Genomic DNA, 22,459 nt, shown 5'->3' on the forward strand with positions numbered 1-22,459 from the left:
AGCAACGCGGAAAGCGTCACCTGCACCCGCTTGTTATTTTATGATTACAGTGTGTTGTCACTTTTTGAAATGCCGGTAATGGCATTACGTTTCAAGCTTGAAATGACTGCCGGACAGGCGAGCCGCCCTGAACGAAACAGCGGGATGAAGGCCCGAAAGCGTTCGATACAACGAACCACCCGGATGAGCCATTTCTTTTCTTCTTTGAATTAGCGCTTCAAAAGAGCAAAATCAAGCATTCAATTGTGTGATGACGTTCTTGGTTACGATTACGTTGCCGACCATGAAATCACTTATCTTTCAAATGCAGGAATAAAATAACGTGTGCTTCACCGGCCGGGCGGCGAATTGAGACACCGGGCAGATGGGCGAAAAAGGTTGAAAAACTAAAGACTTCCAAAAGGGACAAGCTGTAGCCCGGTCCGGTGGAAGCAATTGTTGGCAGATTGATTCACGGTGACGAATGGATGGGGAACAGTATGTGATGAACCCACTGCCGGGGAACGTGGAAACAATATGCCAGGTGTGACAAAGAACAATCAGAACAAGGCGGTGATCAAAGCCGTGAAAGCATTTGAACGTGCGGGCCGCCCTGAGAATGAAGGAGTCGGAAACCGCCACAAGGATTGAGCGGTTGGGCCACCCTGAACGAGACAGCGGGTGAATTTGAAAAGCCGCTGGACAGGAAAATGGCCTTGCCCGAATTGTTTACATCATTTCTTTTTGAAAGAGCAAATCAATATTCTACTTTTTTCCAGATGTCCGTCCGACTGCCAACGTTAAAATCAGCGGCGCGGCTTTTTGCGTCCGCTGGATTTTTTTGTTATGTGGCATTTTCAATATGCCGCTTCCTTTGCAATAATTTCCTTCTCTATAATTTTTTAATAAAAAACAACATTGTTCCGGTATTGTCAACTTTTATTGGACCTTTGAAACTTATGCATAGGATAATTAAGGTTGATTCAAGACAGTTTGGAAAATTAGGGGAATAAAAAAGAGCACCTGGATTTCAAAATAGTGATAATCAGGTGCTCGCAATATAGAATCGTTGGCGTCAATCTTTCTTTTCTTTCTTTTGCTCCTCTTCCAGAACAACTTTTCGGCCACAGAGATCACATTTTCCATCCTCTGTGATGCACGGCTGTTTTGGGGCGTCTCCGCCACAAATTCCGCATTTCGGCATAGGGATCACCTCCTCTCCAGTGCTGGTCAGAATTAAGGGTGCGCCAGCTCTGAAAGCGCATCCCGGATTATGTCTCTTTTTGGATGGAGTTACATCATCGCTTGCTTTTGAATCCGAGCACTGATTTCCTGACCCAACACTTTGGCTCGTTCCCAGATTTCCGTCTGGTCTTCCACTTTACAGAATTTTTCGGGTGTTACCTTGGTATCGTCCCCGAAAATCCACGGTAGAGCACTCATCGGACAGGTTTCACCAAATCCGCACACCATGCATTCGGGATTGCCGGTTACCTTTAGTTGGTCCAGCACCTCCATTCCTTCGAGAGTTAAAGCATGGGCGATCTGGTTGCTTGCTTCCTCTAAGCCCGGGGCACCGCGACCAATGCCGGTGGTCACGACAACTGCCATCTTGCCTCTGTTTAGACCGTTTTGGTGCCGAAGTGAAAACAGCCGTTCCAGAAATGCCTTGGTAAATCCATCTATCGCACCGTAGGGTGAATATCCGCCGACTACAACAGCACTGGCGTGACGGACTTTCTCGGCCAGTTCCTGAAAATCGTCCTTGGGCTTGCAGATGTTGTCCTTTTTGCATCCAAGGCAGGCAATGCATGGGCGTACATTGATTTTACTGAGTTTGATAAACTCTGATTTTAGACCGCTGCCTCCAAGTACAGCCTGGACCAAACGGTCTGTGTTGCTGTTTTTGATCGGACTGCCTGAGACTCCAATTACTTGAGGTTTCATGATTTTCTCCTTTCTTGATTTTTCAGGCACTATACTCAATTTTTATCAAGCTGTATGTAGCAACTGTTACAGGAAACAAGAAAAATTTAGATGGGGGATAAGAGGTACACACACATGAAGAAATCTTGCCTATATGAAAAGCACCAGATTGTACTTTTCAAAGGGTTGAAAAAATTGAATGATGATTATGCTAACTTCTGCGAGGGTAGGATGAGTCTCTTGCCTTCATGAATAATCTTACCGGTTTCTTTCAAGGCTTTCATGGCACGTGTAATGCTAACCCGGTGTGCTCCGGTCAAGAAGCTAAGATCTTCGTGTGTTAAGGGGAATTGGATAATGGTGCCTTTTGAACTTATGGTCCCATGCTCTTCTGCTACATTTTTAAGAACCCGGAACAACCGGTCTTCAATATTTGTAACCGCCAAACTACCGACACGGCTTGTCAACCAATTGACCCTTTCGCTCAGGTTTTTTATTACCTGCAGACCGATTTTGGGGTGTTTCAAAATGAGTTCTTCAAATTGCTTTCGGCTAAACCCACATGTCAGTGTGTCTTCGAGGCAGTAAGCGCTTACCGGATATTCGCCTTCATCAGAAAACATATTTTCGCCGACGAAATCTCCAGCTTTGCGAATATCAAGAGTTAATTCTGTGCCATCTTCATGAACTTTGGAGAGTTTAATGCGACCACCTTTAATCAGAAACATCTCATCAGCAGAATCACCCTGCAAAAAAAGGGATTCTCCTTTATTCGATTTTTTCCTTATCGCTTCATGGCTCAGAGCTTCAACTTCTTCCGAGTCAAGATTTTGGAAGATCCAAAGTTGTCCGATGCATGTCGGAGACAATTCAATGTCATCACCAGCGATCTGTTCACAAAGGCAGGCCATTTTCCCTCTCAATATAAAATGTTTTCAATAATGCTCCGATTTATTCAAACAATATTGTACAGAAAAAGGATTGTCTGTAGTAGCTGATACAAATCAAGCACATAAATTCAAGTATTCTTGCATTATCTTTAAGTCTTCATGATATCAAAAATTCTCAGGTATCCTTGATTTTTTTCATGGTGACCTCAAGCCACATAACAAGTTATTAGAAAGACAAAACACTTTATAAAACCGGAACAAATTCAATAATTCATAGCATTGGTCATTGGCTTTGTAAACAGATAACCTGCTGGCTTTACGAAATAATACATTGGACACGTCAACGGTTCGTCAAGCGTGGTTTATTCATATGGGATTCGGGCAATCGAAGCCAAACGTCTTTAAAAACAGGGCAAGGTGGGAAAGGCGTTTGACTTTATAACGTCGGAATCCCGGTTTATAGAGGGGCTTTATAACGTATGCACAGGGGTTGCTGGAGTACAGCGGAAGCAATCCCCATGCATGCAGTTGTTCTATCTTTCTCTTCCATCACGAATAATATCAACTATTTCATCAGATGAAATATTCGCTTTAATGGTAGGAACGTCTAGGGGGGATGCGACTATCTTTTCCGGAATTAGAGCGAAAGTTCTCCCATCCTTTCTGCGGATCAAAACTTTTCCTGTATTTTCAGCTTGTTCAAGAACAATCGCAAGTTTTTGCCGGGCTTCTGAATATGTATATACTCTCATTTAAACACCTATAATTTGAACATTTAAACTTTGTGCAGCGGCTTGAAGTTTTTTATCCAATGTAAGCAGTGGAGCTTTTTGCCTGATTGCACAATCTATGAAATATGCATCGTAAGCATACATGTTGGTTTGTTTAGAAATAGTTACAGAATTGACGAAATCCGGTTTGATGTACCTCAATGGAATGCTTTCAAAAATCGACAAACCTTTTTGTGCTGCATCCAAGGTAATGCGTTGGCGTTTGAACATGGCAGAAAATGCATTGCCTATCTCCCAGGGAATGGAGCCTGGTCCTATTAAAGTATTACCAGCTGTTAAATTTATAATTGTATTTCGCTCTGATGCATCAACAATAACAGCAATTAATGCCGAAGTATCAATCACAATATCCATAAACTAACCTTATTATTAATATTTATGGACAATTGTACAACAGCAACCACTTATTGTCAATTATGAAGATAGAACACCGGTGGTCAGCTGTGAGGGTGCGCCGTGTTTTTCTCATTTGTTTTTGCCTGTGTGATGCAAGGATTTTTTTTTGTTGAGATTCACGACGAGATTTCACGGGCTTTGCCCGGTGGCTGTCTGTTTTTCTCTGTGCCTCGGTGGCTTTGTGAGAGGCCCAAAAAACCGTTTGTCCGCCTTTTCAAAAGGCGGGCTCCCGGCAGGGGCGCCGGAGGCAATGGCATTTTTTCTTTCCATTTTCCATCGTTTCAGGGCAGCCGCGAGCCGCCCCTACGTCTGTGGTGAATTATCAGGGAGGAAACCAATGGTATTTGTTCTGAGGCCGGTGGGATATTTTATAAGGATGACAGGCATTTGTCGGGTTTCGTTCCTCAACCCGACCTACGATGGGCCGTCGTTTTTGCGGGGTGGTGGTGGGGTTTGGGGTAATCTGCGTAAATCTGTGTCATCTGTGGATGGCTTTGTCCGTATTTTCTCTGTGATCTCCGTGTCTCCGTGGTGAATCATTCTGCGGAGGGTGTTGAATTTAATAAGGATGAGGGCCGGGTTGGTGGGCACAGCCCACCCTACGACAGGCGGTCGTTTTGCGGGGCGGTGGCGGGGTTGAGGTAATCTGCGTAAATCCGTGTAATCCGTGGTGAGGCGGTTTTTGGGTGTCAAGCGTTTCATACACGGACGGGGTGGACAGTGTGGACATGGTGGACGGATAGGGCGGATGCGTGGTCATTGTTGTTGTACGATGGGCGGGCTCCCGGCAGGGGCGCCGGAGGCGGGTGGATCAGGGTTTGGATTTTTTGAGGAGCATGTCGCGGAGGTAGGTGTCGACGTGCTCTTTGGTTTTTTCTTTTTTGGTTTTTTCGGGCTGGTCCAGGGTGTCCTGGCGTTGCTGGACGAGCCACTGGAGCAGGGCCTGGTATTCTTCGTCGGTCATGGTGCCCAGGCTGTCTTCCAGCCACTGGCGGAGCCAGAGGTTGAAGATCGAGGGTTCGTCGGACTGATCGATGCTGAAATCCTCGATCAACTGGTTCAGGTCTTCCATGGCCTGGTCGTCGAGTGTGAAAACCCGCATGGGTTTAACGGCCTCGGGTTCCTCAGCGGCCGGGGTCTCGGGGGTTTGTTTGGGTTGGGGACGGACCGGTTCTGCGATCGGCTGTTCCGCAACCGGACGCTGGGCTGTCACGGTCATAGGCGCTGCGGCCGGCGTCGGGACGAGTCGGAGGCGATCAGAGGTCGTGCCCGCCTCGGCTGACGACTGGAATAAAGGTTCCGCAGGCGCCGGGAGACCCGGTGCAAAGGGTTCAACGTTCATTGCGGCTTCGCGGATCGCGTAGAGCAGAGCCGGATCGGGCAGCAGTTCGTTGCCCGCGCTGTCTTTGAGAACCTCCACATCGATCACACGGTTGCCGTCCACAAGGCACAGAACCTCATCCCGGCCCGCACCGCCGTCGAGCACATCTCGGCCCGTGCTGCCGATAAACGTATCGTCGCCATCGAGGCCGAACAGAAGATCGTCACCCTCACCCCCGTCGATGCGGTCGTTACCGAGCCCGCCGGTCACATGATCGTTGCCTCTGCCCCCTGAGATCTGATTGTCGCCGACATCCCCGCTGATGCGGTCATCGCCGCCACCGCCGAACATTCGGTCGTTACCCTCACCGCCTGACAGGCTATCGTGGCCGGAAGCATCGGTATCGTCCATAACGGTGAAGAGAGCGTCAACGGTCGTTTCCAGCCCGGCGTCATCACCGAAAAGCTGGTCTTCGCCCGTGTCACCCCACAAGGTATCGTCACCGGCGCCGCCGACCAACACATCATGACCCGACCCGCCGGTCAGGGTATCCCTGCCGCCGATCAGCATCTGTGACGACTCGATACGGGTGATGACCGGCCAGAGTCCCGGACCGGCTTCGCCCCGGGCATGATCGCCGAACAGAATGTCCGCGCCGTCGCCGCCGGAAAGCTGATCATCGCCCGATCCGCCGACCAGAAGGTCATCGCCGCCCTCACCGGCCAGATGATCCGAACCGTTTCCGGCCTGATCCAGGCTCTCGACACCGGCAAGGCCGCCGTCGGCCCGGAAAAGAATCGCTGCCCCGTCACCGACGATCCAGTCATCACCCTCGCCGCCGGAGATCCTGTCTGAACCGGAACCGCCCAGAATCACATCGTTGCCGTCCCCGCCGAACAGCTGGTCGTCATCATCGGTATCGGAGCCCAGGGTTTGGACGGAGGCCAAACCGTCATTCCGGTTCAGACGAATCAGCCCGCCATCGCCCAGCATGATGGACCGCCCTGGCCCGCCCGTAAGGATATCCGACCCGCCGCCGCCCAGCATCAGGGGATTGCCGCTTTCAACGGTCAGGATGTCGTTTCCGCCGACAGCGGCCGTGCAGGTGATAAGAACGGGCTGGCCGTCCAGACGGGTGAAGGTGCCCTGATCGCCGACCATGAAACCGTCGAAGGAAAAGGCCGTCAGGATGTCGTCACCCGGACCGCCCATGATCAGACCGGCGCCGCCCAGATCGAGGATATGGTCGTCCCCGCCGGGGTCATCGGAATCACAGGTTGTGAACATCACCAGAAGACCTGTATCGTCGAACCGGGCCTGCCCCTCATCGCCGGCTGAGGCATCGGTGCCGGTGCCGGTTTCGATGGCATCGGACCCCGCACCGCCGAGCAGAAGATTGTCACCCTCACCGCCGAGAAGAGTGTCCGAACCGCCCTCGCCGGGCTGGTCGGTCCGGGCCGAGAGAACCACGCCCGCCAGGCGTTCCACGACTCCGGCATCGCCGATCAGCACATCGTCGCCGTTCTGTCCCGTGATATGGTCATCACCGCCGCCGCCCGCAAGGATATCCGGCCCATCACGGCCGATCAGCGTATCGTTGCCATCGGCTGTTTCCACCGTGGCGGTCAGATGATCCGCGCCGTCCAGGGACTGGACGCGTCCGTTGTCACCGGCAAGGACATTGTTTCCGGCGCCGCCGTCGAGCCGGTCCGCAGCAGGGCCGCCGAACAGGATGTCATGGCCTGCCCCGCCGTCCAGCACGTCCCGTCCGCCGATGGATCCTGATGCAAGGATGTCCGCATCCGAACCGTTCGCGAGCGTCCGGATCACCCGCCCCAGATCACCGATCAGGATATCGTCGCCGTCATCGCTGGAAAGACGGTCATCGCCCGCGCCGCCGAACAGAATGTCTGCGCCCGCGCCGCCCGTCAGCGTGTCGTGGCCCTGATCCGCTCCGTTTACGGCTTCCAGAGTCAGGGTACCGTCCGGGGTCTGAACAATCCGGCCATGGTCACCGAACAGCATGTCTGCGCCCGTACCGCCGGCAAGAGCATCGTCACCGCCCTGCCCCATCATCGTGTCGTCGCCGGTGTCGCCCACCAGGCGATCATTTCCGCCGTCACCGTCTATCAAGGCCGGACGGGCATCGCCGCTGTTATCGATCAGAACGAGGGCCTCATCGCCCAGCAGCGTGTCGTCACCGTCACCGCCCGTCAGATGATCGTCGCCGGTTCCGCCGATCAGAAGATCATCGCCCGGACCGCCGTGAAGCCGGTCTTGGCCTGACCCGCCGAAGAGGAGATCCGATCCGGACCCGCCGGTCAGCATGTCCGATCCGCCGGTCAGTCCCAGGGTTTCGAAGGCTGTGATGTTGTCTGCGCGAACCACCGGCACCGCCATGTCACGGCCCAGAGGCAGGACACGGTCGCCGTGAATGATCCGGCCCCCGTCGCCGAACAGCACCAGGTCATCGGCCCACAGACCGTCCGCCGCGGTTATGATCGTATCATCACCCGCACCGCCGAACACCACGGCACGGCCGTTTTCAGACCCGTCCGCGGCCTCGAAGGTCAGACTGTCATCGCCCGCGCCCAGGTCGATGATCACCCATTCGCCGGGCAGGATGCCACGAACGGTCATGGTGTCATCGGCGCTCCCGGCACTGAAATGGATGCCCCCCATGAAATCCCCGGAAACGGCATCAAAGCGGATGGTGCCTGTGCTCATGCCCGACAGGGTGTCTTCGGTCAGCAGGGCCTCACCGTCCCCGACCTCACTGTGTTCATCGGACATCCACAGGGCGTGGCTGCCAGGCCCGGCGTGAAGGGTCAGATCCCCGAGAATATCGGAAAGGCTTCCGTTACGGCCCACGGTGAAGCCTTCGTTGCCCTCGCCTGCCTCGATGACGGTGCGGGCCGAGGTGCCTTGGACGGCAACCTGATCATCACCGCTGCCCAGAAGAACGGAAAGGTCTTCCACGCCCGCGTAGCGAATGCCGTATTGATCGGTATCCATGCGGATCACGCCGTCAAAGCCGCCGGCGGTGTCGATGAAATCGATGGTCGCGTTTTCGTGTTCACCCCGGAAAAGAATCAGGAAACCGGAACCGGCCTCGATCACCCGGACGTTGTCGGTGTGGGGCAGGCCGGGATTCGTGTTGTTGGGGTTCAGCACCGCGCTCAATGCCGCTTCAAGGGTCTCTGCATCGGCACCCGCATCGATGAACGCCGTCCAGAAATCCTGGGTGCCGTCACCGTCGATGCCCCGGATGTGCAGGCGGTATGATCCCATGGTCCCATCCACGGCGAGGAAGGTCTGGGTGCCATGAACCGTTGCCGTTGCGCCGTCTGCGATGGTCGCGGTCCTGATTCGCGCCGTGGAATCGGCGTCCAGGGGCTGAAGATCCTCGGCCGGGGAGAGATGGCCTTCCACATGGCGCATGGGGGCGATGTCCGTGCCGCTCAGGTCGCCGCCGAAGGTGACGGTGTAGGTGTGATAGTTGATGCCTTCACGGGTCACGGTGATGCCGGTGGATCCGAAGAAGTCGTTCAAATGCATGGAAAGGGTGTCCGCGCTCATGCCGTAATCCAGACGGATCAGGCCGAAGCCGAAGGACCGGGTGATCCGTTCGCTGTCCTTAAGACCGGTTTCCATGCCATAGCCTTCCACGGAAAGCACGTAGGAGCCGGACCCGCCCTGGACGTAAATGGTCTGCATTTCGGGGGCCTTTTCCATGCCCAGGCCGGTGACGGTGTCTTCGGTCACCGTGAGGGTGTTGTCGGTGTCGTCATTCCGGTCATCCACGGTCAGGCGGTCGTCGCCCTCGCCGGTCAGCACGGTCAGTCGGGCGGCCATCTGGTCCGTGTAGTGGTTGGCGTATCCGGCGATCACCTCATCGTTGCCCGCCCCTGTATCGATGACGGTGTAGCCGTAGAGGGCGTCGACCAGAACCCGGTCGTTTCCGGCGGAGGTGTTGACCGTGGTCAGGCCCCGGTGGGTGGAATCAATGACCAGGGTGTCGTTGCCGCTGCCCAGGGCAAGGGTGAGTTCCTCCAGGTTGCCGTAGGTAATGCCGCCGTGCATCAGCCGGCCGCCGATCACCCGGTCGCCGCCCATGGACAGGCCGTAGAGGCGGCTTTCGGTGAGAATGGCCTCGCCGTCGGCGGGACTGTTGGTGTTGAAGACGTTAAGCACATCCACCTGGACCGTTTCATCGACCCGCACATTGGGGTTCACCGGTGCGTAGAAGTAGGTGTTGACCGCACCGACCACACCGCCCGTGTTCACAAGGGACAGGGTAAAGGCGGTGCCGTCCGGGCGGACCACCCGGAGGGTGTCGCCCACGGTCACGGCGGTGTATCCGGAAACGGCGTCAAGTTCCGCCTCCAGGGCCCGGGTGATGTCGGCCAGGGTGTCGCCCTGGCGCACCGTGTACACCTGGAATGCGGTATCTATGGTCAGAGTCCAGATGTCGTCTTCGGCAGGAGTCAGGTTCATCGTATCGAAATTCAGATCATGGCCGGACGCGTTCACGTCATAATGAACCACATCGGCAAAACCCGTATGCGCCTGGGTGAGAACCATCGTAACCGACTCGCCGGTGACGCTTTCCAGGGTGATCCGGTTGCCGTCCATGGTCACCCGGTAACCGTCCACGGACATGAGGGGCGCGTAAAGGGCGCTGACCACATCGCTCAGAGCCTCACCCGCCTGGACGGTATGGGACGCGGTTACGGTCTCCGTGGACAGGCTGGTGATCCAGGTCTCGGAGACGATGGCCTCGCCGGTGACGGAAAGGGCACAGGCCTGGGACGCCTGGGCCACGGAGCCGGTGCCTGCGGTCAGCGTCAGGGTGAAGGTTCCGCCGTCCAGACGGGTCACGGTAAATCCGGTACCGTCTGCGGCGGACACATACCCGGCCGTATCATCGATACGCGATGACAGGGCGGCGGCCACCTCGTCAAGGGTGTCGCCGGCAAGAGGCGTGTAATTGTAATCGACGCCGGTCGCCCCGTCTTCGGTCAGCCGGACGGTCCAGGTCGTCGCGTCGGACGCGGCACCGGTCAGCAGGACCTGCAACGTGTCGGCGCCGGGTTCAGAAGGTTCGGCCGCATTGGCATGGGTCAGCGTCAGATTGAAATCATCGCCCGCCGTGTTGACCACGGTGAGGGTCGTCCCCTCGACGGTGACGGTATAATCACCGGAGACGGTCAGGCCGTCCGACAGGGCCTGGGCGACCTCCGGCAGGGTCTGTCCGGCGGTGACCTGATGGGTCGATGTCACGACGCCGCCTGCATCGTCAAGGGACAGGGTCCAGGTCTCGTTGTCCAGGGCCGGCGTGGTCAGAAGCACGGTCCGGGTGGTGGTGAAGGATCCGGTCAGCGAGGCGAAGAATACGTCCCAGGACAGGGTCGGATCATCGGCCAGAGCCTCGTCATAGAGCGGCGCGAGGGCCTCTTCCCAGGAGATCTTGAAAATCACGGTAAAGGGGTCGGAAGGATCCACGCCCAGCACCTCGAGCACCGCGCCCCGTCCCTCACCGTTGATCAGGGTGAATTCATAGATGGCGTCCGGATCGTTCATGCGCGGATCGAAGCCGGGAACGTCCTGGGTCTTGGTCACGGGGTCGTAATGGGTGGCGTTCGTGTCGGTCAGCGTGGCATGGGTCACCCCGTCGATGGTCACGGACCCGCTGCCCATCAGGTAGCCGTCTGCCAGGGGCCAGTTGCTTTCGCCGGGAAGGGTGAAGGGGTTGTCCATGAAAAGATCTTCACGGGCCACGATGCCGCCGTCGATGGTCAGGGGACCACGGATGGTATCCAGGGTTTCACCCAGGGCCGGGAAGACCTTCACGTCGCCGCCGTCAATGAGGTCATCGTCGATGGCCGTGACGGGGATGATCTGGGGCACGTTCCAGTTGCCTGCGTTGAACACGATCTGGGGCCTCAGGGTCAGACTGCCCGCGGCCGGGGTCTCAGGCGCATACCGGGCCGTGAAGGAGCCCACACCGCTGGTCACCACCATCAGCACCCTGTCTTCAAGCGTGGACACGGTGACGTCGAATCCGCCGCCGGTAACCAGACCGGCCAGCTGATCGGCCACGGCACGAAGCGGATCGGCAGCGGTCAGGTCGTCGGGCTGAACCGTGTGGGCGTAGAGATGATCGTCGATCAGCAGCGCCCAGGTGTCCCCGGCCGTCACGGTTCCCGACAGGTCGATTTCAAGCCGGGGGGTCCTGACGCTGACCTGGACCGCCTCGTTTTCACCGTAATTCGCATCGGCGTTGTAGGCCTCGTCGGCGTTGTAGGTGCGGGTCGGAATCGGCATGACGTCGATGTAAACCTCCTCGCCAAGGGCGGGGGCCCGGGTGAGGACGATACGGTAGGAATCGGTCAGAACCTCGGCGGCCACGGTCTCGTAATCGCTGTACTCATCGGCGATGGCGTAGGTGATGGAAAAGCGGCTGGTTTCATCCACCGTGATGGCCTGATCGACCGTGTAGATGTTCGTCCGGTCGTCATAGCCGGTGATCGAAACGGTCGTTCCCGTGCCGGTGCCCTCGGTAATCGTCAGCGTTTTGCCCAGGAGGTCCACGGCGGTGGATGACACCGGATGGCGCTGGACGGACACGTTCAGCTGATAGGACTGGCCCGGGAAAACCCCCATGGTGTAATCGGCGATGACCGGTGCGGTCATGCCCGGAAGCAGACCCAGAGGCACATAACTGTACGCCCCGGACAGATAGGATCCATGGGCTTCGGTATTGAAGTCCACGTAAAAGCCCACCTCGATCCGGTAGGTGTCCGCCGTGTCGAAATCGTATTCGAGCAGGGGGTCGAAGGGGCTCACGCTGCCCGCGTCATTGGGGAAGGTGTTGAGGCGCCAGTCGGCCAGCACCGTCCCGGCGCTGTCAAGCAGGCGGAGGGTGGGATGCATCACGTAGGAGACCTGGATGATGGTGTAGGGCATGAACAGGTTCGAGGACGCCATCACCATGACCGGCAGACTCCCGGTCAGCACCCCGCCGTCGTCGATATCGAACGAGCCTTTGACCGCGCCGTCGCCCTGGAGCAGGTCCACGGTGACGGTGGGCTTGGGCGAGGACAGAATCCGCAGGTAGGCGCTGCCGGACTGGCTCCGGGCGTCCACGGTGTAATCGGCGCTTCCCGCGAACAGGGATTCAAAGCCCCGGGCCACCTCGATGACACGCCTGCCCTCGGTGGTGTAGGTGTAGATCTCGTCACCGTCCACGGCCGTGTTGTCGTCCAGGACCAGGGTCCAGGTCTCGTCTGCCGGAATATTGTCCTCGCTGTCCACCACGTTCGAGATGACCTCGATGACCACCCGGCCATCGCCGTCGGTCTTGTAATGGGTTCGGAGATCCAGGGTCGTCCCGGTCAGATCGGTTTCAACCCAGGTGAACGCATGGGTCACCGAACGGATGTCAATGACCTCGCCGGACGTCTGGGAAAGGATCAGGCTGTCGCCGGAGACCTGGGGGTTGAACTGGTCCGGAATGTCGTAGAGTCCGCCGGTCTGGGCAAGCCCTGCGGCGATGTGGGCCAGGGTCGTGTCGGATGCTGCGCTGGTGTACCGGTAACGGTTCAGCTGGAGAACCAGGGTGTCGCCCTCTTCGAGGTTATCCAGGGCTGCCAGAGTCATGAAATTGATGGACAGATCCACTGACCCCGGGGTGTGGGTCTGGTTGTAGACGGAGGCACCGTTATACAGCAGCACCAGGGTATAGACCTCGTCTGAGGTGCTGCTGACGGTGAAGCCGTTGGCGTGGATAACATTGCTGTTGTACACCGCGCTGTAGCCCGGATAGGCGGCGGAGTTGATCCTTGCGTAAAAATATTCGGCGGCGTCGGTGCGGGGCGTCCAGCTGTCATCGATGGTGTAGCTGCTATCCCGGACCGTGTCGCTTGTGGCCACGCTCCAGGTACCGGAAACCGAGGGTTCGGCATTTTCGAGGGCGATGGCCTGGGTCCAGGCGGCCGCAGGCGTGACCACGGGAGTCAGGGTCCCGAGCGTCACGGGGGTGACGGCAAATCCCAGGGTGAAGGCATCGGCCACATTGCGACTGACCCAGAGGGTCCGGCTGTCGCCGGAATCTTCCACGTCAATGGTGAAATCAGCGGGAACACGTCCCGGGAAGGCCGCAGCCAGGGCATCGGCAACGGCATCGATGGTCACGGTGGCCCCCACGGTGACGGACACGGTATGGTCAACGGTGCCGTCATTGACGGTAAGGGTCCAGATCTCTCCGGTGTCGGGTGTCCCCTCAAGCAAAACGCTGCCCCGGAAGAGTTCCTGGTCGTCGGTGTCCATGTCGCCTGCGGTGGTGTAGAGGACCGCAGGGGTCAGGGTGAAGTCGGCTCCAGCGGCCCGTCTGATGGTGAGCGTCACCGGTAATACGCCGTCGGCCGACGTCCGCACGGCGGAGAATCCCGTGCCGGCGGTGGCGGCGTTGATGTCGGCGATCAGGGCATCTGCGGCGTCCTGGGTCGTCGATCCGCCCACCGGGACCGGATAATCGTAATCATAGGCGTCTGTTCCGGTATCCAGCCCGAGTCGCCAGGTCTCGCCTTCACGGGCCGATCCGGTAAGGGTGACGGTACGGGAGGCGGTCAGGTCGCCCGGGGTCCCTGCGCCGTCACCGGTCTGAGCCTCAATGGTAAAGGCCGTGATGAAGGCCGCCGCCTGGGTCCGGCTGATGTCAAGGGTCACCGGCGCTGCGCCGTCCGCCGACGTCCGGATGGCGGAAAAACCGGTCGTGGCGTTGGCGGTGTTGATGTCGGCAATCAGGGCGTCGGCGGCAGCCTGGGCCGTCGAACCGCCCCCAGGAACGATATAATCGTAATCATAGGTATCCGAACCGGTATCAAGGCTGATCCGCCAGGTTTCACCGTCAGCCGGGGTGCCGGAAAGTTCAAGGGTCCGGGTCCATTGCGGCAGGGCATCGGCGGTCATGTCGCCCGCGCTGGTGTAAGTGATCGTCACAGCCAGGTCAAAGACGGCGCCCAGATCGTTGGTGACAATAAGAGTATAGATGTCGTCGTCAGGATCGGCCGTCCCCTGGTCATCGACCACAACCGTGGCATCGAAATGATCCACTGCGCCCAGATCTGCGGCCAGGGCATCGGCCACATCGCCCAGATCGTCCGTCGCACCCACCGGATGGTCATGCGCCGTGCCGTCGAGCGTCACGGTCCAGGTTTCTCCCACGGCCACGGGGCCGGTGAGCAGAATCTCGTCCTGAGACATCCGGTCGGCGCTGACGGTAGACTCGCCGTCGGCATGGGCGTCGATGGACAGGGTCACGGTAAAGGCCGAGCCGTCTTCGGCGGTCACCCGGATCAGGGATCCGATGGAGACGGCCGTGTAATCCGAATGGGCATGAATCGCCGTGCGCAGAGCATTCCGGACATCGGTCAGGCTTTCACCTGCCCCGACCGTATGGTCGAACACATCGGTATTGTTGAGGGTGATGATCCAGGTTTCGTCCGTCTTGACCGTGCCGCCGAAGGTGATATCGGCTTCGGTCACGGCAAGATCTGCCGGGGTGACCACCCGGCCGCTGATCACGGCCAGACCGGCGGGACGGGTTCCCGAGACGGCGAAGGACACGGTGAACCCCGGAGCCGCACCCTCGATATCGATGGCTGTGCCGTTGGCCGTGGCCACAAGACCGGTCACCGTGGTCACGGCGGCGGCCAGACGTCCGGCCACGGCGGAAAGGTCATCGGCGTCTGTGGTGGTTGTGAAGGCCGCCAGGCCATTCACGGTGAGCGTCCAGGTTTCAGCGTTGGCCACCGTGCCGGACAACGCGATTCGGGCCTCGGAAAAATGAACCGGTGTGACGGAGGAGGAAAGGGTCCGGGTCACCACGGCGGCCCGGGCGACATGGTGAGTCAGCCCGTCAAATCGGAATCCCCGGTAATCGGACACGGTCAGCACAGGCCCGGCGGAAGTGGCTTCATAGCTCAACGTGCCGTCCACCAGCCCTGCCAGAGACGCAGCCACGGTCTCCAGGGTGTCGTTGACGTCGTACGTGTGAACAAAATCCGTGCCGTCCAGGGTCAGGGTCCAGACATCCCCCGCGCTGACGGAACCCTCCAGGGTCAGCGATGCGGACAGATAATAGGGGCCGGTATCCTCCTCGTTCACACCGGGCGCATAGTCGATTCGCGACGCGTTGTGCCGCACCAGCATGGCATCACTGACGGTGAAGGCGTAGCTGTCCCAGGTAAAATCGCCGCTGCCCTGGATCATCGTGTAGGGCGTGATGAAATTGATGTTTCCTTCCGCATCCCGGGTGATAACGTCCGGGTTGTAGAAGGTGTACCAGTCGGCGCTGCTGTCGATGTTCTGGACGTAGCCCGCCCCGCCTTCGATTTCCAGCACCGGCCGGGCCGTGAAGGTGAAGTCGCTGACCGCATGGTCCTCGATGGACACCTGGAGACGGTAGGTCACGCCTTCGGGCAGTCCGGTGATCCCGCGCCATCCCTCGTGAAGCCCGTCACGGTTGTCGCTGGCCAGCTCCAGGTAATAGGTGCCGGGCGTATTGAAGATCTTGACCAGGTAAGCGTCGTAATCGGTGCTGCTGCCGCCTTCGCCTGCGGTATGGCTGTAGATCAGACTGTCACCGGCCACATCCAGGGACAGTTCCCGGCCCGATTCATCGTAGAGCCTGAGCAGGGAAAGCCAGACCGTCTCGTCCGCCCCGCCTTCATAGCCGTAATCCACATCGACGATCACCCGGGTGCCGGGCCGGCTGATGGTGAAGGCGTAAAAATCCGAACTGCCGTCGCCGGTGCCCGTGATGGTGATATGGGGCAGCGCCGTGGCCTCGCTGATGTCCGTGTTGCCGTTCAGGCTCCAGCCGGAGTAATCGATGTTCTGGGCGTAGTAGATCGAATTGTTGTAATCGGTTTCCGCCACCACCGAGAGACCGAAATCCGCCGTGAAGCTCGTCACGTCCTGCCCGCCCTGGGTCACCTGGCCCTGGCCCATGACCACCACGTCGGTTTTTTCCGTCACATGAATGGTGTCGTCGGCATCGAGGACCAGAACGTTCGGGGTGTCGTCGTCGGACAGGGTGATGTCCAAGGGTCCGATAACCGTATTTTCATGGGTGTCGCCCGCCGTGTAACGGTAGGTCGTCCCGCCTGCGGTCAGGGACCAGACCTCGGCCAGATGGACGTCTCCGCCGAAGTCGTAGGTGGCCACCGTCACCCGGTCACCCAGGAAATCAGCCTGACCGTCGGCACCGAAGGCGGCGTCGAACAGATCGTAGCCCGCGCCACGGATGCTGAAGGTGTAGGGGGTGTCGGTGTCGGGCACGGCGATGTAGTCATGATCCGCATGGCCGTTGATGGCGGAGATCAGTCCGGCCATGGTCTGGTCCAGCGTGGTCGAGGCATCGGGAACGATGAATGAAAAATCGGTTCCGGACAAAGACAGGGTCCAGGTTTCGCCCATCTGGGGCGTTCCGGACAGCGTGATGATCAATCGGGACCAGTGGGTCTCGGCAGTGACGGGGGTGATGGTACCGGTGACGGCGGGATGGCTGATGGCGAAGGCGGACGTTTCCAGGGAACCGGAAGGACCGCGGATCACGATCACCGAGCCGGAGACCTGGGCACGGTAGGTGCCGTCGGCATTGATGGCGGCGGCAAGGGCTGAAGCCATGCCGTCGAGGCTCAAATCCGATGCCCGCATCGCGGTATGGTCGAAGTCATGACCACCCACGGAAAGGGTCCAGGTTTCACCGGCGGCCACGGCCCCGGTCAGCACCACCTGAAGACGGGTTCGGGATACCTCGGACAGCAGACTGATGGCCGCATTGCCCGTGGAGGCGTGGCCGATATCGAAGGACAGGGCGGCCATGCCGTCTTCGGGGCCCTGAACCGTCAGGGTGCCGGCCGATGCCGTGGCCGAATAGCTGCCGGAGTAGTCGGCGTTGACGGCGGCGGCGAGGCCCTGGACCACATCGTCCGTGGTCAGGTTGAAATACAGGTCAAGGTCACTTGAAAGGGTATGGGTGATGGTGGCGTGATGCAGGCCCTCCACCGTGTTGTCATCCACACCCGCAACCCGGACGGTCTGGGGAACGTTCCAGTCGGCCGCCGTGAAGGTCAGCTGACGGATGGCATCGCCGGCCCCATTGAACAGGGCGATCTGCGAGCCGTAACCAAGACGGACCGTCACATCTCCCCGGGGCGCACGGGTCAGCACCACCTGATAATCCACATGTTCCAGAGTGGCGATGTTGCCCGCCTCGTCCACAATCTTTCCGTCGGTATCGGCCACCACCAGAACATCGGCGGCGTCATCGTCGATCACCCGAACGGCCATGGCCGGAATGCCCACGCCGTCGTATTCGCCACCGTCACCGGCGTTGCCGCCCTGGGCCGAGGTATGGCTGATGGGGATCCAGCGTTCCCCTTCGGCCAGGACATCGTCACCGGCCGTGACGATGATTTTCTGGGGAATGAACCAGTTGGTCCGGTCAAACAGCAGGGCCACGCCCTGGGCGCTGCCCTGGATACTGCTTTCCGTACTGAGCAGAACGCCCTGACCACCGGCCCGCTGTTCGGATTCCCTGGGCAGGGCCGGGGCGGCGGTGATGATCACGCTTTCCAGGGGCGACCGGGTCAGAACCACCCAGTATTCGGTGAGGGCCAGGCCCGTCCGGAGATCACCCGCCGTCAGGTTCTCCTCGAACACGGTCAGATGGTCGGCAGAGGCATAGACACGAACCCCGGCCTCGTCGTTGTCCGCCACATTGGCCGACACGTCCATGACGGTTACACCCCGGTAGATGTCGGATGCGGTGATATCGTGAACGATGACCCCGCTGTGACCCTGGTAATCGTTGCTGACCACGGAAATGGGCTGACCGTCGGAGCCTCCGGCCACGTTGAAGGTGTCGCTGCCCCGGCCGCCCACCAGCACGGTGTGAACGTTCTCGCTGGTACTGGCCACAAAGAAGGTGTCATTGCCCTCCATGGCGTCGATGACCACCTCCTCCACACCGGTGTAGGCGATAAATCGCCCGGCGCCGTAAACGCCCTGGGCGGTGATCACGAAATCATCGCCGTATTCGGTGCCGATGATGGTCAGGGTGTCCAGACCGTCCCCGCCATCGATGCGCACCGGCGCATTGACCACATAGGAAATGAAATCCGCACCCTGACCGCCGTTGATGTTGGTGTAGGGAGCCATGGGATCATCGGGGTCCACGGCCACGAAACTCATGACCCGGAAGGTGTCGTCGTCCTCTTCGCCGTACAGGTGGAGTTCGGCCATGTTGCAGTACACGGTGAACCCGTCGTTACCCGTACCGCCGTAAATGCTCACGGGGTAGCTGATGCCCCGGCTCAAATAGCCCCGGGTGGTCAGGATGGTGGGGAACCAGTCGTCTTCGGAAAGACCCGCGTTTTCATCCCGTGGGGATTTGAACAGCTGGCCGATCTGGAACACGTCGTCGCCGTCGTCCCCGTAGACCGTCATGGACGAGCTGTTGTCGTCAAAGACAAAGGTGTCATCCCCGTCACGGCCGTACACCCTGATGGTGCCGTTGATGTCTGCGGTGTAATTGATGCGCTCGACGGCCCCGGACGCCAGGGCATGGCCCTCGTCATCCACCGCCACGGTGGCGATCATGGCCGGGCGGAACAAAAAGGTTTCCGCCGCGTCGGTGCCGTAGACGTCCATGGCATCCACACCGGCATCCAGGAGAGGCGACTGGTCGTCCACATCGATCAGGGCCGAGCCGTCACCGGAAAGACCGATCACATAGTGGTCGCCCCCCGCCCGACCCCGGAGGGTCAGGATGTCGCCCAGGCCGTTTTCAAAGGTCTGATTGCCCATTTCGTCAACATTGACCCGGAAGGTGTCGCTGCCCGCACCGCCGTCCAGAACCAGGGCACCGGTGGTTTGATTCAGGTTGATCGTGTCGTCCCCGTCGCCGGTCAGAACCAGGGTGGGTGCGGCCGGGGTCTGGGCCACGTAAAGGGTGTCGGCGGCCTGGCCCAGCATCAGGGTCAGGCTTTCGATTCCGGTATAGGACAGGGTGCCGCCCATGCCGAGGCCGGACAGGCTCTGGTCCGTCAGGGTGCCGATCTGATCGGCGCCGCTGTGGGCCCGGTTGTCGATGATCAGGTGGTCGGTCCCCGTGCCGGTGTCGATGGCAAGGCTGTAGAGCATCTCTGAAAGCGTATGGGCTGCATCGCCCACCGTAACGGTGTCGTTGCCCTGGGCATCGGTGACGGTGGTCAGTGTGTTTGCGGCCGTGCCGATGACGGAAAGGGCATCCCCGCCCTCACCCATCATCAGGAACAGGGCGTCCACATTCAGATAGCCGATGCCTGCCGTCGTGTCGAAACCGGTCAGTTCTGTGCCGGAAAGAACGCCGGTATTGTCGTCTTCATCCCCCGAATCATCGAGAACGAGGGTATCGTTGCCGGATCCGGTGTCGACATCCAGGCGGGCGGCGATGGCGTCGAGCCGGGCCAGACGTTCTTCCGCGTCACCCGCGCCGACAATCTCGCGCTCGGCCGCCCGGACCAGGTCGTCCCCGGCCCCGGTTTCCACCGAAACGGGCACGTCCATGGCCCGGATGTCAACGGTGTCTTCGCCTTCGGCGGTGTCGATGACGAGACCCCGGGTGGCTCCGTGGTCGTCATGGGTGGTGATCACGTCCACCGTGTCGTCGCCGGAACCGGTGAGGATTTCCACATGTTCCACGTTGTCATGGTACAGGCGAACCGTCAGATCCCCGGCGCCCAGGCTGACGACCATGAAGGCCCGGGACACCCTGGCCTGATCGGTCGTGGTATGGCAGACCGGCTCACCGCCCCGATAGAGGACCGCCTCGTCCCCGTAATAGTATGCGAGATCACCCTGGGCATGAACCGCCTGGGTCCAGCTCGCCTCATCGTGGGGATCGGCCCCGGTCAGCACATAGACCGGATCACGTCGGCCGTGGAGGACGTCGTTTCCGCCGGAGGTGATGGTGTCCGCCGTATACAGAACCACATGACCGTCCTCGTCAAAGGTCAGGTTGCCGTCGGCGTCCACCACGGGCTGACCGAGTACAACAGCCTCGTCACCGAAGTAGTACATCGGATCACCGGCGTTGTGGACCGCCTGGTTGCCGGCATCATCGATCACCGGATCACGGCGGCTGTGGATCATGGCTTCCCCGGCCAGATGGACAAAGGCGCTGCCGTCGCCGTTCACAACAGCCCGGCCCGCTTCGTCGAACACCTGCTCACCGCCGTAGTAACGGACCACTTCGTCCTTCATGTGGAGGGCGATATCGCCTTTCCGGTGAACCAGAAGATCCCCGGCCTCGTGCAGCAGAATGGTGCCCAGGGCATCGCGTTTCACAAGGCCGGTCACCGGATCGATGACGGGGTCACCGGCCACAAACACGTCGCCGGTGTAGGGATCGACCTGGGGCGTGTCGCGGTAGGCCAGGGGCTCACCGGTCGCCGGATCGACCTTCGTCTCACCGCCGAAGAAGGTGACGGCACCGGTGCGAAGAACGTAAACCGGATCCGTTGCGCTGTGGTAGATCGGCTGGCCTGCGGCATCCCGGATATCGCTTTCATCTTTCAGCACCACCCGGCCCGCGCCGTCGACCACGAGCTGGCCTGCGGCGTCAAGCACCGGTTCACCCGCATGGAGGATATCCGCCGCTGAATGGAACAGGGGCAGGCCGTAGCGGGTGGCCCGGACCCAGTTTGACGGATCGTAGGGATCAAAGCCCGTGACCGCGTAGACGGATTCGCCGGAAGCGTCGTAGACATCAGCGCCCAGTTCCGTTGCATCCACAGTCACGTCCAGGGTAAGGGCGGCCGCGCTGCCGTCAATGATCAGATGGTCATCCCCAAGGCCCTGGACGTCCACATGACGGTCCACGGCCACCATGTAAGGCCGGGTCTGGGTGCGGTTGGCCGGGATCACCGAGGGCGTCGCCGTGGGCGTCAGGGTCTTGTATCCGTTGATGTCGATGTAAAGAAGCTGGGCTGCGGCCGATTCAAAATCGGTGATAAACGAGGGCCGTCCCGTATCGGTGAAGGTCCTGACAAAATTTTCGTCCAGATAGACCGGAGCCCCGGCCGCATCGGTTTCAATCACGGGAACGCCGGTGTCGACGACGGTCTCTTCACCCAGATCGTTCAGCCAGAGGGCCGCGCCCTGGGCGTCGGTTTTCTGGACACCCGTTTCCTGAACGCCCATTTCATGGACCAGATCCTCCACCAGGGCCCCGTCGGCACCGATGACCACGGCGTTCACGTAAAGGTCACGGTCAGCCCCGGACTCGTACAGCACGGGGGCAAGAACGGGCAGGCTGTAAAGAATGGTGTTTCCGGCCGCATCCACATAGGACAGGCTGCCGTCGGGCGCACTGTCAATAAAGGCGTCGGGCACATGGGCCAGAAGATCCAGATAGTCGGCAAGGCTCATGCCCAGGCGGCGGGCGTGTTCGGTGACCGTGAGGGGCACCAGGCTTTCATCGATGTGGGCGTCTCCGTCGAAGACCAGGCGTTCCAGAATACCGGACAGGGAGCCCTCGTCGCTGACGGTCACGGTGTCATCCCCTGCCCCGCCCAGGACGGTCACAGGTCCGCCGATCTGCTTGAGTACGACCGCATCGTCACCGGCCCCGAGAATCAGGGTCAGGGCCGTGGCGTCGGTGGTGTCTGCGGCCCGGATCACATCCCGGCCGTTTCTGAAACTGTGGACCTCGCCCATGGCCACGCTGACGGTGTCGCCATGATCGGCTGCCCCGTCGTCGGCGGTGCGCAGTTCGATCATTTCAAGGCCTTCGAGCTCGATGCCGAAGAAGGGCACCGTATCGACGCCCACGCCGCTGGGAAGCCCCATGCCTTCGAGGCTGACAAAGGTGTCGTACATCAGTTGCGTTGCCCCGCCGCCGACCTGTTCACTGGCCTGCTCGAACAGGGGGTTGCCGCTCTGGTCTTCACCGACCTGCTCCATGCGCGGGGTTTTCCGATACGTCAGGAGGGCCGGTTCATACGAGCCGGTCTGGTTGTGGACGATGAGGGTGTCCCCCTTGTTTTCGAACTGATCGCCGCCCTTGATGGTCAAGCGTCCCAGCACCCGCGACACATCGGTGT

The 22,459-nt window shown here is 59.5% G+C and carries 16 protein-coding genes and 1 tRNA gene; 12 read left to right on the plus strand and 5 right to left on the minus strand.

The window, feature by feature from the left end; translation table 11 throughout:
- Positions 1-213, plus strand: a 213-nt coding sequence (locus tag ACYQ11_RS13260) for a hypothetical protein (RefSeq protein ID WP_459924279.1), incomplete at its 5' end; no start/stop codon positions are given.
- Positions 214-1,272: 1,059 nt separating this feature from the next.
- Here ACYQ11_RS13260 and ACYQ11_RS13265 read toward each other — a convergent pair.
- The 5 genes from ACYQ11_RS13265 to ACYQ11_RS13285 form a co-directional block, all read right to left on the minus strand.
- Entirely contained in the window at positions 1,273-1,926 is a 654-nt protein-coding gene (locus tag ACYQ11_RS13265) for a flavodoxin family protein (protein ID WP_459924280.1), read from the minus strand.
- 185 nt (positions 1,927-2,111) lie between these two features.
- Positions 2,112-2,816, minus strand: a complete 705-nt coding sequence (locus ACYQ11_RS13270) for a Crp/Fnr family transcriptional regulator (protein WP_459924281.1) — start codon at positions 2,814-2,816, stop codon at positions 2,112-2,114.
- A 512-nt stretch (positions 2,817-3,328) separates the two neighbouring features.
- Complete coding sequence (locus tag ACYQ11_RS13275) at positions 3,329-3,547, minus strand: type II toxin-antitoxin system Phd/YefM family antitoxin (protein ID WP_459924282.1); 219 nt, start codon at positions 3,545-3,547, stop codon at positions 3,329-3,331.
- Positions 3,548-3,940, minus strand: a complete 393-nt coding sequence (locus ACYQ11_RS13280; RefSeq protein ID WP_459924283.1) for a type II toxin-antitoxin system VapC family toxin — start codon at positions 3,938-3,940, stop codon at positions 3,548-3,550.
- Between the two features lie 853 nt (positions 3,941-4,793).
- Positions 4,794-9,992 carry a calcium-binding protein gene (locus ACYQ11_RS13285; protein ID WP_459924284.1) on the minus strand — a complete coding sequence of 1,733 codons (5,199 nt, stop codon included), beginning with the start codon at positions 9,990-9,992 and terminating at the stop codon, positions 4,794-4,796.
- A 78-nt stretch (positions 9,993-10,070) separates the two neighbouring features.
- On the opposite strand from ACYQ11_RS13285, the gene ACYQ11_RS13290 reads away from it, so the two are divergent.
- The 11 genes from ACYQ11_RS13290 (at position 10,071) to ACYQ11_RS13340 (ending at position 21,017) form a co-directional block, all read left to right on the plus strand.
- A tRNA-Pro gene (locus tag ACYQ11_RS13290) sits at positions 10,071-10,206 on the plus strand.
- 215 nt (positions 10,207-10,421) lie between these two features.
- On the plus strand, positions 10,422-11,909 hold the full coding sequence (locus tag ACYQ11_RS13295; protein WP_459924285.1) for a hypothetical protein: 1,488 nt from the start codon (positions 10,422-10,424) through the stop codon (positions 11,907-11,909).
- 361 nt (positions 11,910-12,270) lie between these two features.
- The gene (locus ACYQ11_RS13300; protein WP_459924286.1) at positions 12,271-12,423 is read left to right on the plus strand and encodes a hypothetical protein; all 153 of its coding nucleotides are present in this window, start codon (positions 12,271-12,273) and stop codon (positions 12,421-12,423) included.
- Between the two features lie 305 nt (positions 12,424-12,728).
- Positions 12,729-12,989: a hypothetical protein gene (locus ACYQ11_RS13305; protein WP_459924287.1), complete on the plus strand. Its 261-nt coding sequence runs from the start codon at positions 12,729-12,731 to the stop codon at positions 12,987-12,989.
- Positions 12,990-13,281: 292 nt separating this feature from the next.
- Complete coding sequence (locus ACYQ11_RS13310) at positions 13,282-13,653, plus strand: hypothetical protein (protein ID WP_459924288.1); 372 nt, start codon at positions 13,282-13,284, stop codon at positions 13,651-13,653.
- Between the two features lie 18 nt (positions 13,654-13,671).
- Positions 13,672-13,839, plus strand: a complete 168-nt coding sequence (locus ACYQ11_RS13315; protein ID WP_459924289.1) for a hypothetical protein — start codon at positions 13,672-13,674, stop codon at positions 13,837-13,839.
- Positions 13,840-14,252: 413 nt separating this feature from the next.
- Positions 14,253-16,745 carry a hypothetical protein gene (locus tag ACYQ11_RS13320; protein WP_459924290.1) on the plus strand — a complete coding sequence of 831 codons (2,493 nt, stop codon included), beginning with the start codon at positions 14,253-14,255 and terminating at the stop codon, positions 16,743-16,745.
- Positions 16,702-16,956 (plus strand): hypothetical protein, encoded by a 255-nt coding sequence (locus ACYQ11_RS13325; protein WP_459924291.1) that lies wholly within the window; start codon positions 16,702-16,704, stop codon positions 16,954-16,956. The genes ACYQ11_RS13320 and ACYQ11_RS13325 overlap by 44 nt, the downstream gene beginning before the upstream one ends.
- Before the next feature lie 77 nt (positions 16,957-17,033).
- The gene (locus tag ACYQ11_RS13330; protein WP_459924292.1) at positions 17,034-17,339 is read left to right on the plus strand and encodes a hypothetical protein; all 306 of its coding nucleotides are present in this window, start codon (positions 17,034-17,036) and stop codon (positions 17,337-17,339) included.
- A 6-nt stretch (positions 17,340-17,345) separates the two neighbouring features.
- On the plus strand, positions 17,346-19,523 hold the full coding sequence (locus tag ACYQ11_RS13335; protein WP_459924293.1) for a hypothetical protein: 2,178 nt from the start codon (positions 17,346-17,348) through the stop codon (positions 19,521-19,523).
- A gap of 6 nt (positions 19,524-19,529) precedes the next feature.
- Positions 19,530-21,017, plus strand: a complete 1,488-nt coding sequence (locus ACYQ11_RS13340) for a hypothetical protein (protein ID WP_459924294.1) — start codon at positions 19,530-19,532, stop codon at positions 21,015-21,017.
- The last annotated feature ends 1,442 nt before the right edge of the window (positions 21,018-22,459 follow it).

This window comes from Desulfatiferula olefinivorans (genome assembly GCF_054657895.1).

What these genes read in the sequence shown, in the direction of transcription:
- ACYQ11_RS13340 (WP_459924294.1), top strand. Translation starts at nt 19,530, where the DNA reads ATGGGCTGCATCGCCCACCGTAACGGTGTCGTTGCCCTGGGCATCGGT.
- ACYQ11_RS13265 (WP_459924280.1), bottom strand. Translation starts at nt 1,926, where the DNA reads ATGAAACCTCAAGTAATTGGAGTCTCAGGCAGTCCGATCAAAAACAGC.
- ACYQ11_RS13330 (WP_459924292.1), top strand. Translation starts at nt 17,034, where the DNA reads ATGGTCGAAGTCATGACCACCCACGGAAAGGGTCCAGGTTTCACCGGC.
- ACYQ11_RS13335 (WP_459924293.1), top strand. Translation starts at nt 17,346, where the DNA reads ATGGGTGATGGTGGCGTGATGCAGGCCCTCCACCGTGTTGTCATCCAC.
- ACYQ11_RS13305 (WP_459924287.1), top strand. Translation starts at nt 12,729, where the DNA reads ATGGGTCACCGAACGGATGTCAATGACCTCGCCGGACGTCTGGGAAAG.
- ACYQ11_RS13300 (WP_459924286.1), top strand. Translation starts at nt 12,271, where the DNA reads ATGAACAGGTTCGAGGACGCCATCACCATGACCGGCAGACTCCCGGTC.
- ACYQ11_RS13270 (WP_459924281.1), bottom strand. Translation starts at nt 2,816, where the DNA reads ATGGCCTGCCTTTGTGAACAGATCGCTGGTGATGACATTGAATTGTCT.
- ACYQ11_RS13310 (WP_459924288.1), top strand. Translation starts at nt 13,282, where the DNA reads ATGGCCTGGGTCCAGGCGGCCGCAGGCGTGACCACGGGAGTCAGGGTC.
- ACYQ11_RS13275 (WP_459924282.1), bottom strand. Translation starts at nt 3,547, where the DNA reads ATGAGAGTATATACATATTCAGAAGCCCGGCAAAAACTTGCGATTGTT.
- ACYQ11_RS13280 (WP_459924283.1), bottom strand. Translation starts at nt 3,940, where the DNA reads ATGGATATTGTGATTGATACTTCGGCATTAATTGCTGTTATTGTTGAT.
- ACYQ11_RS13295 (WP_459924285.1), top strand. Translation starts at nt 10,422, where the DNA reads ATGGGTCAGCGTCAGATTGAAATCATCGCCCGCCGTGTTGACCACGGT.
- ACYQ11_RS13325 (WP_459924291.1), top strand. Translation starts at nt 16,702, where the DNA reads ATGGTCTGGTCCAGCGTGGTCGAGGCATCGGGAACGATGAATGAAAAA.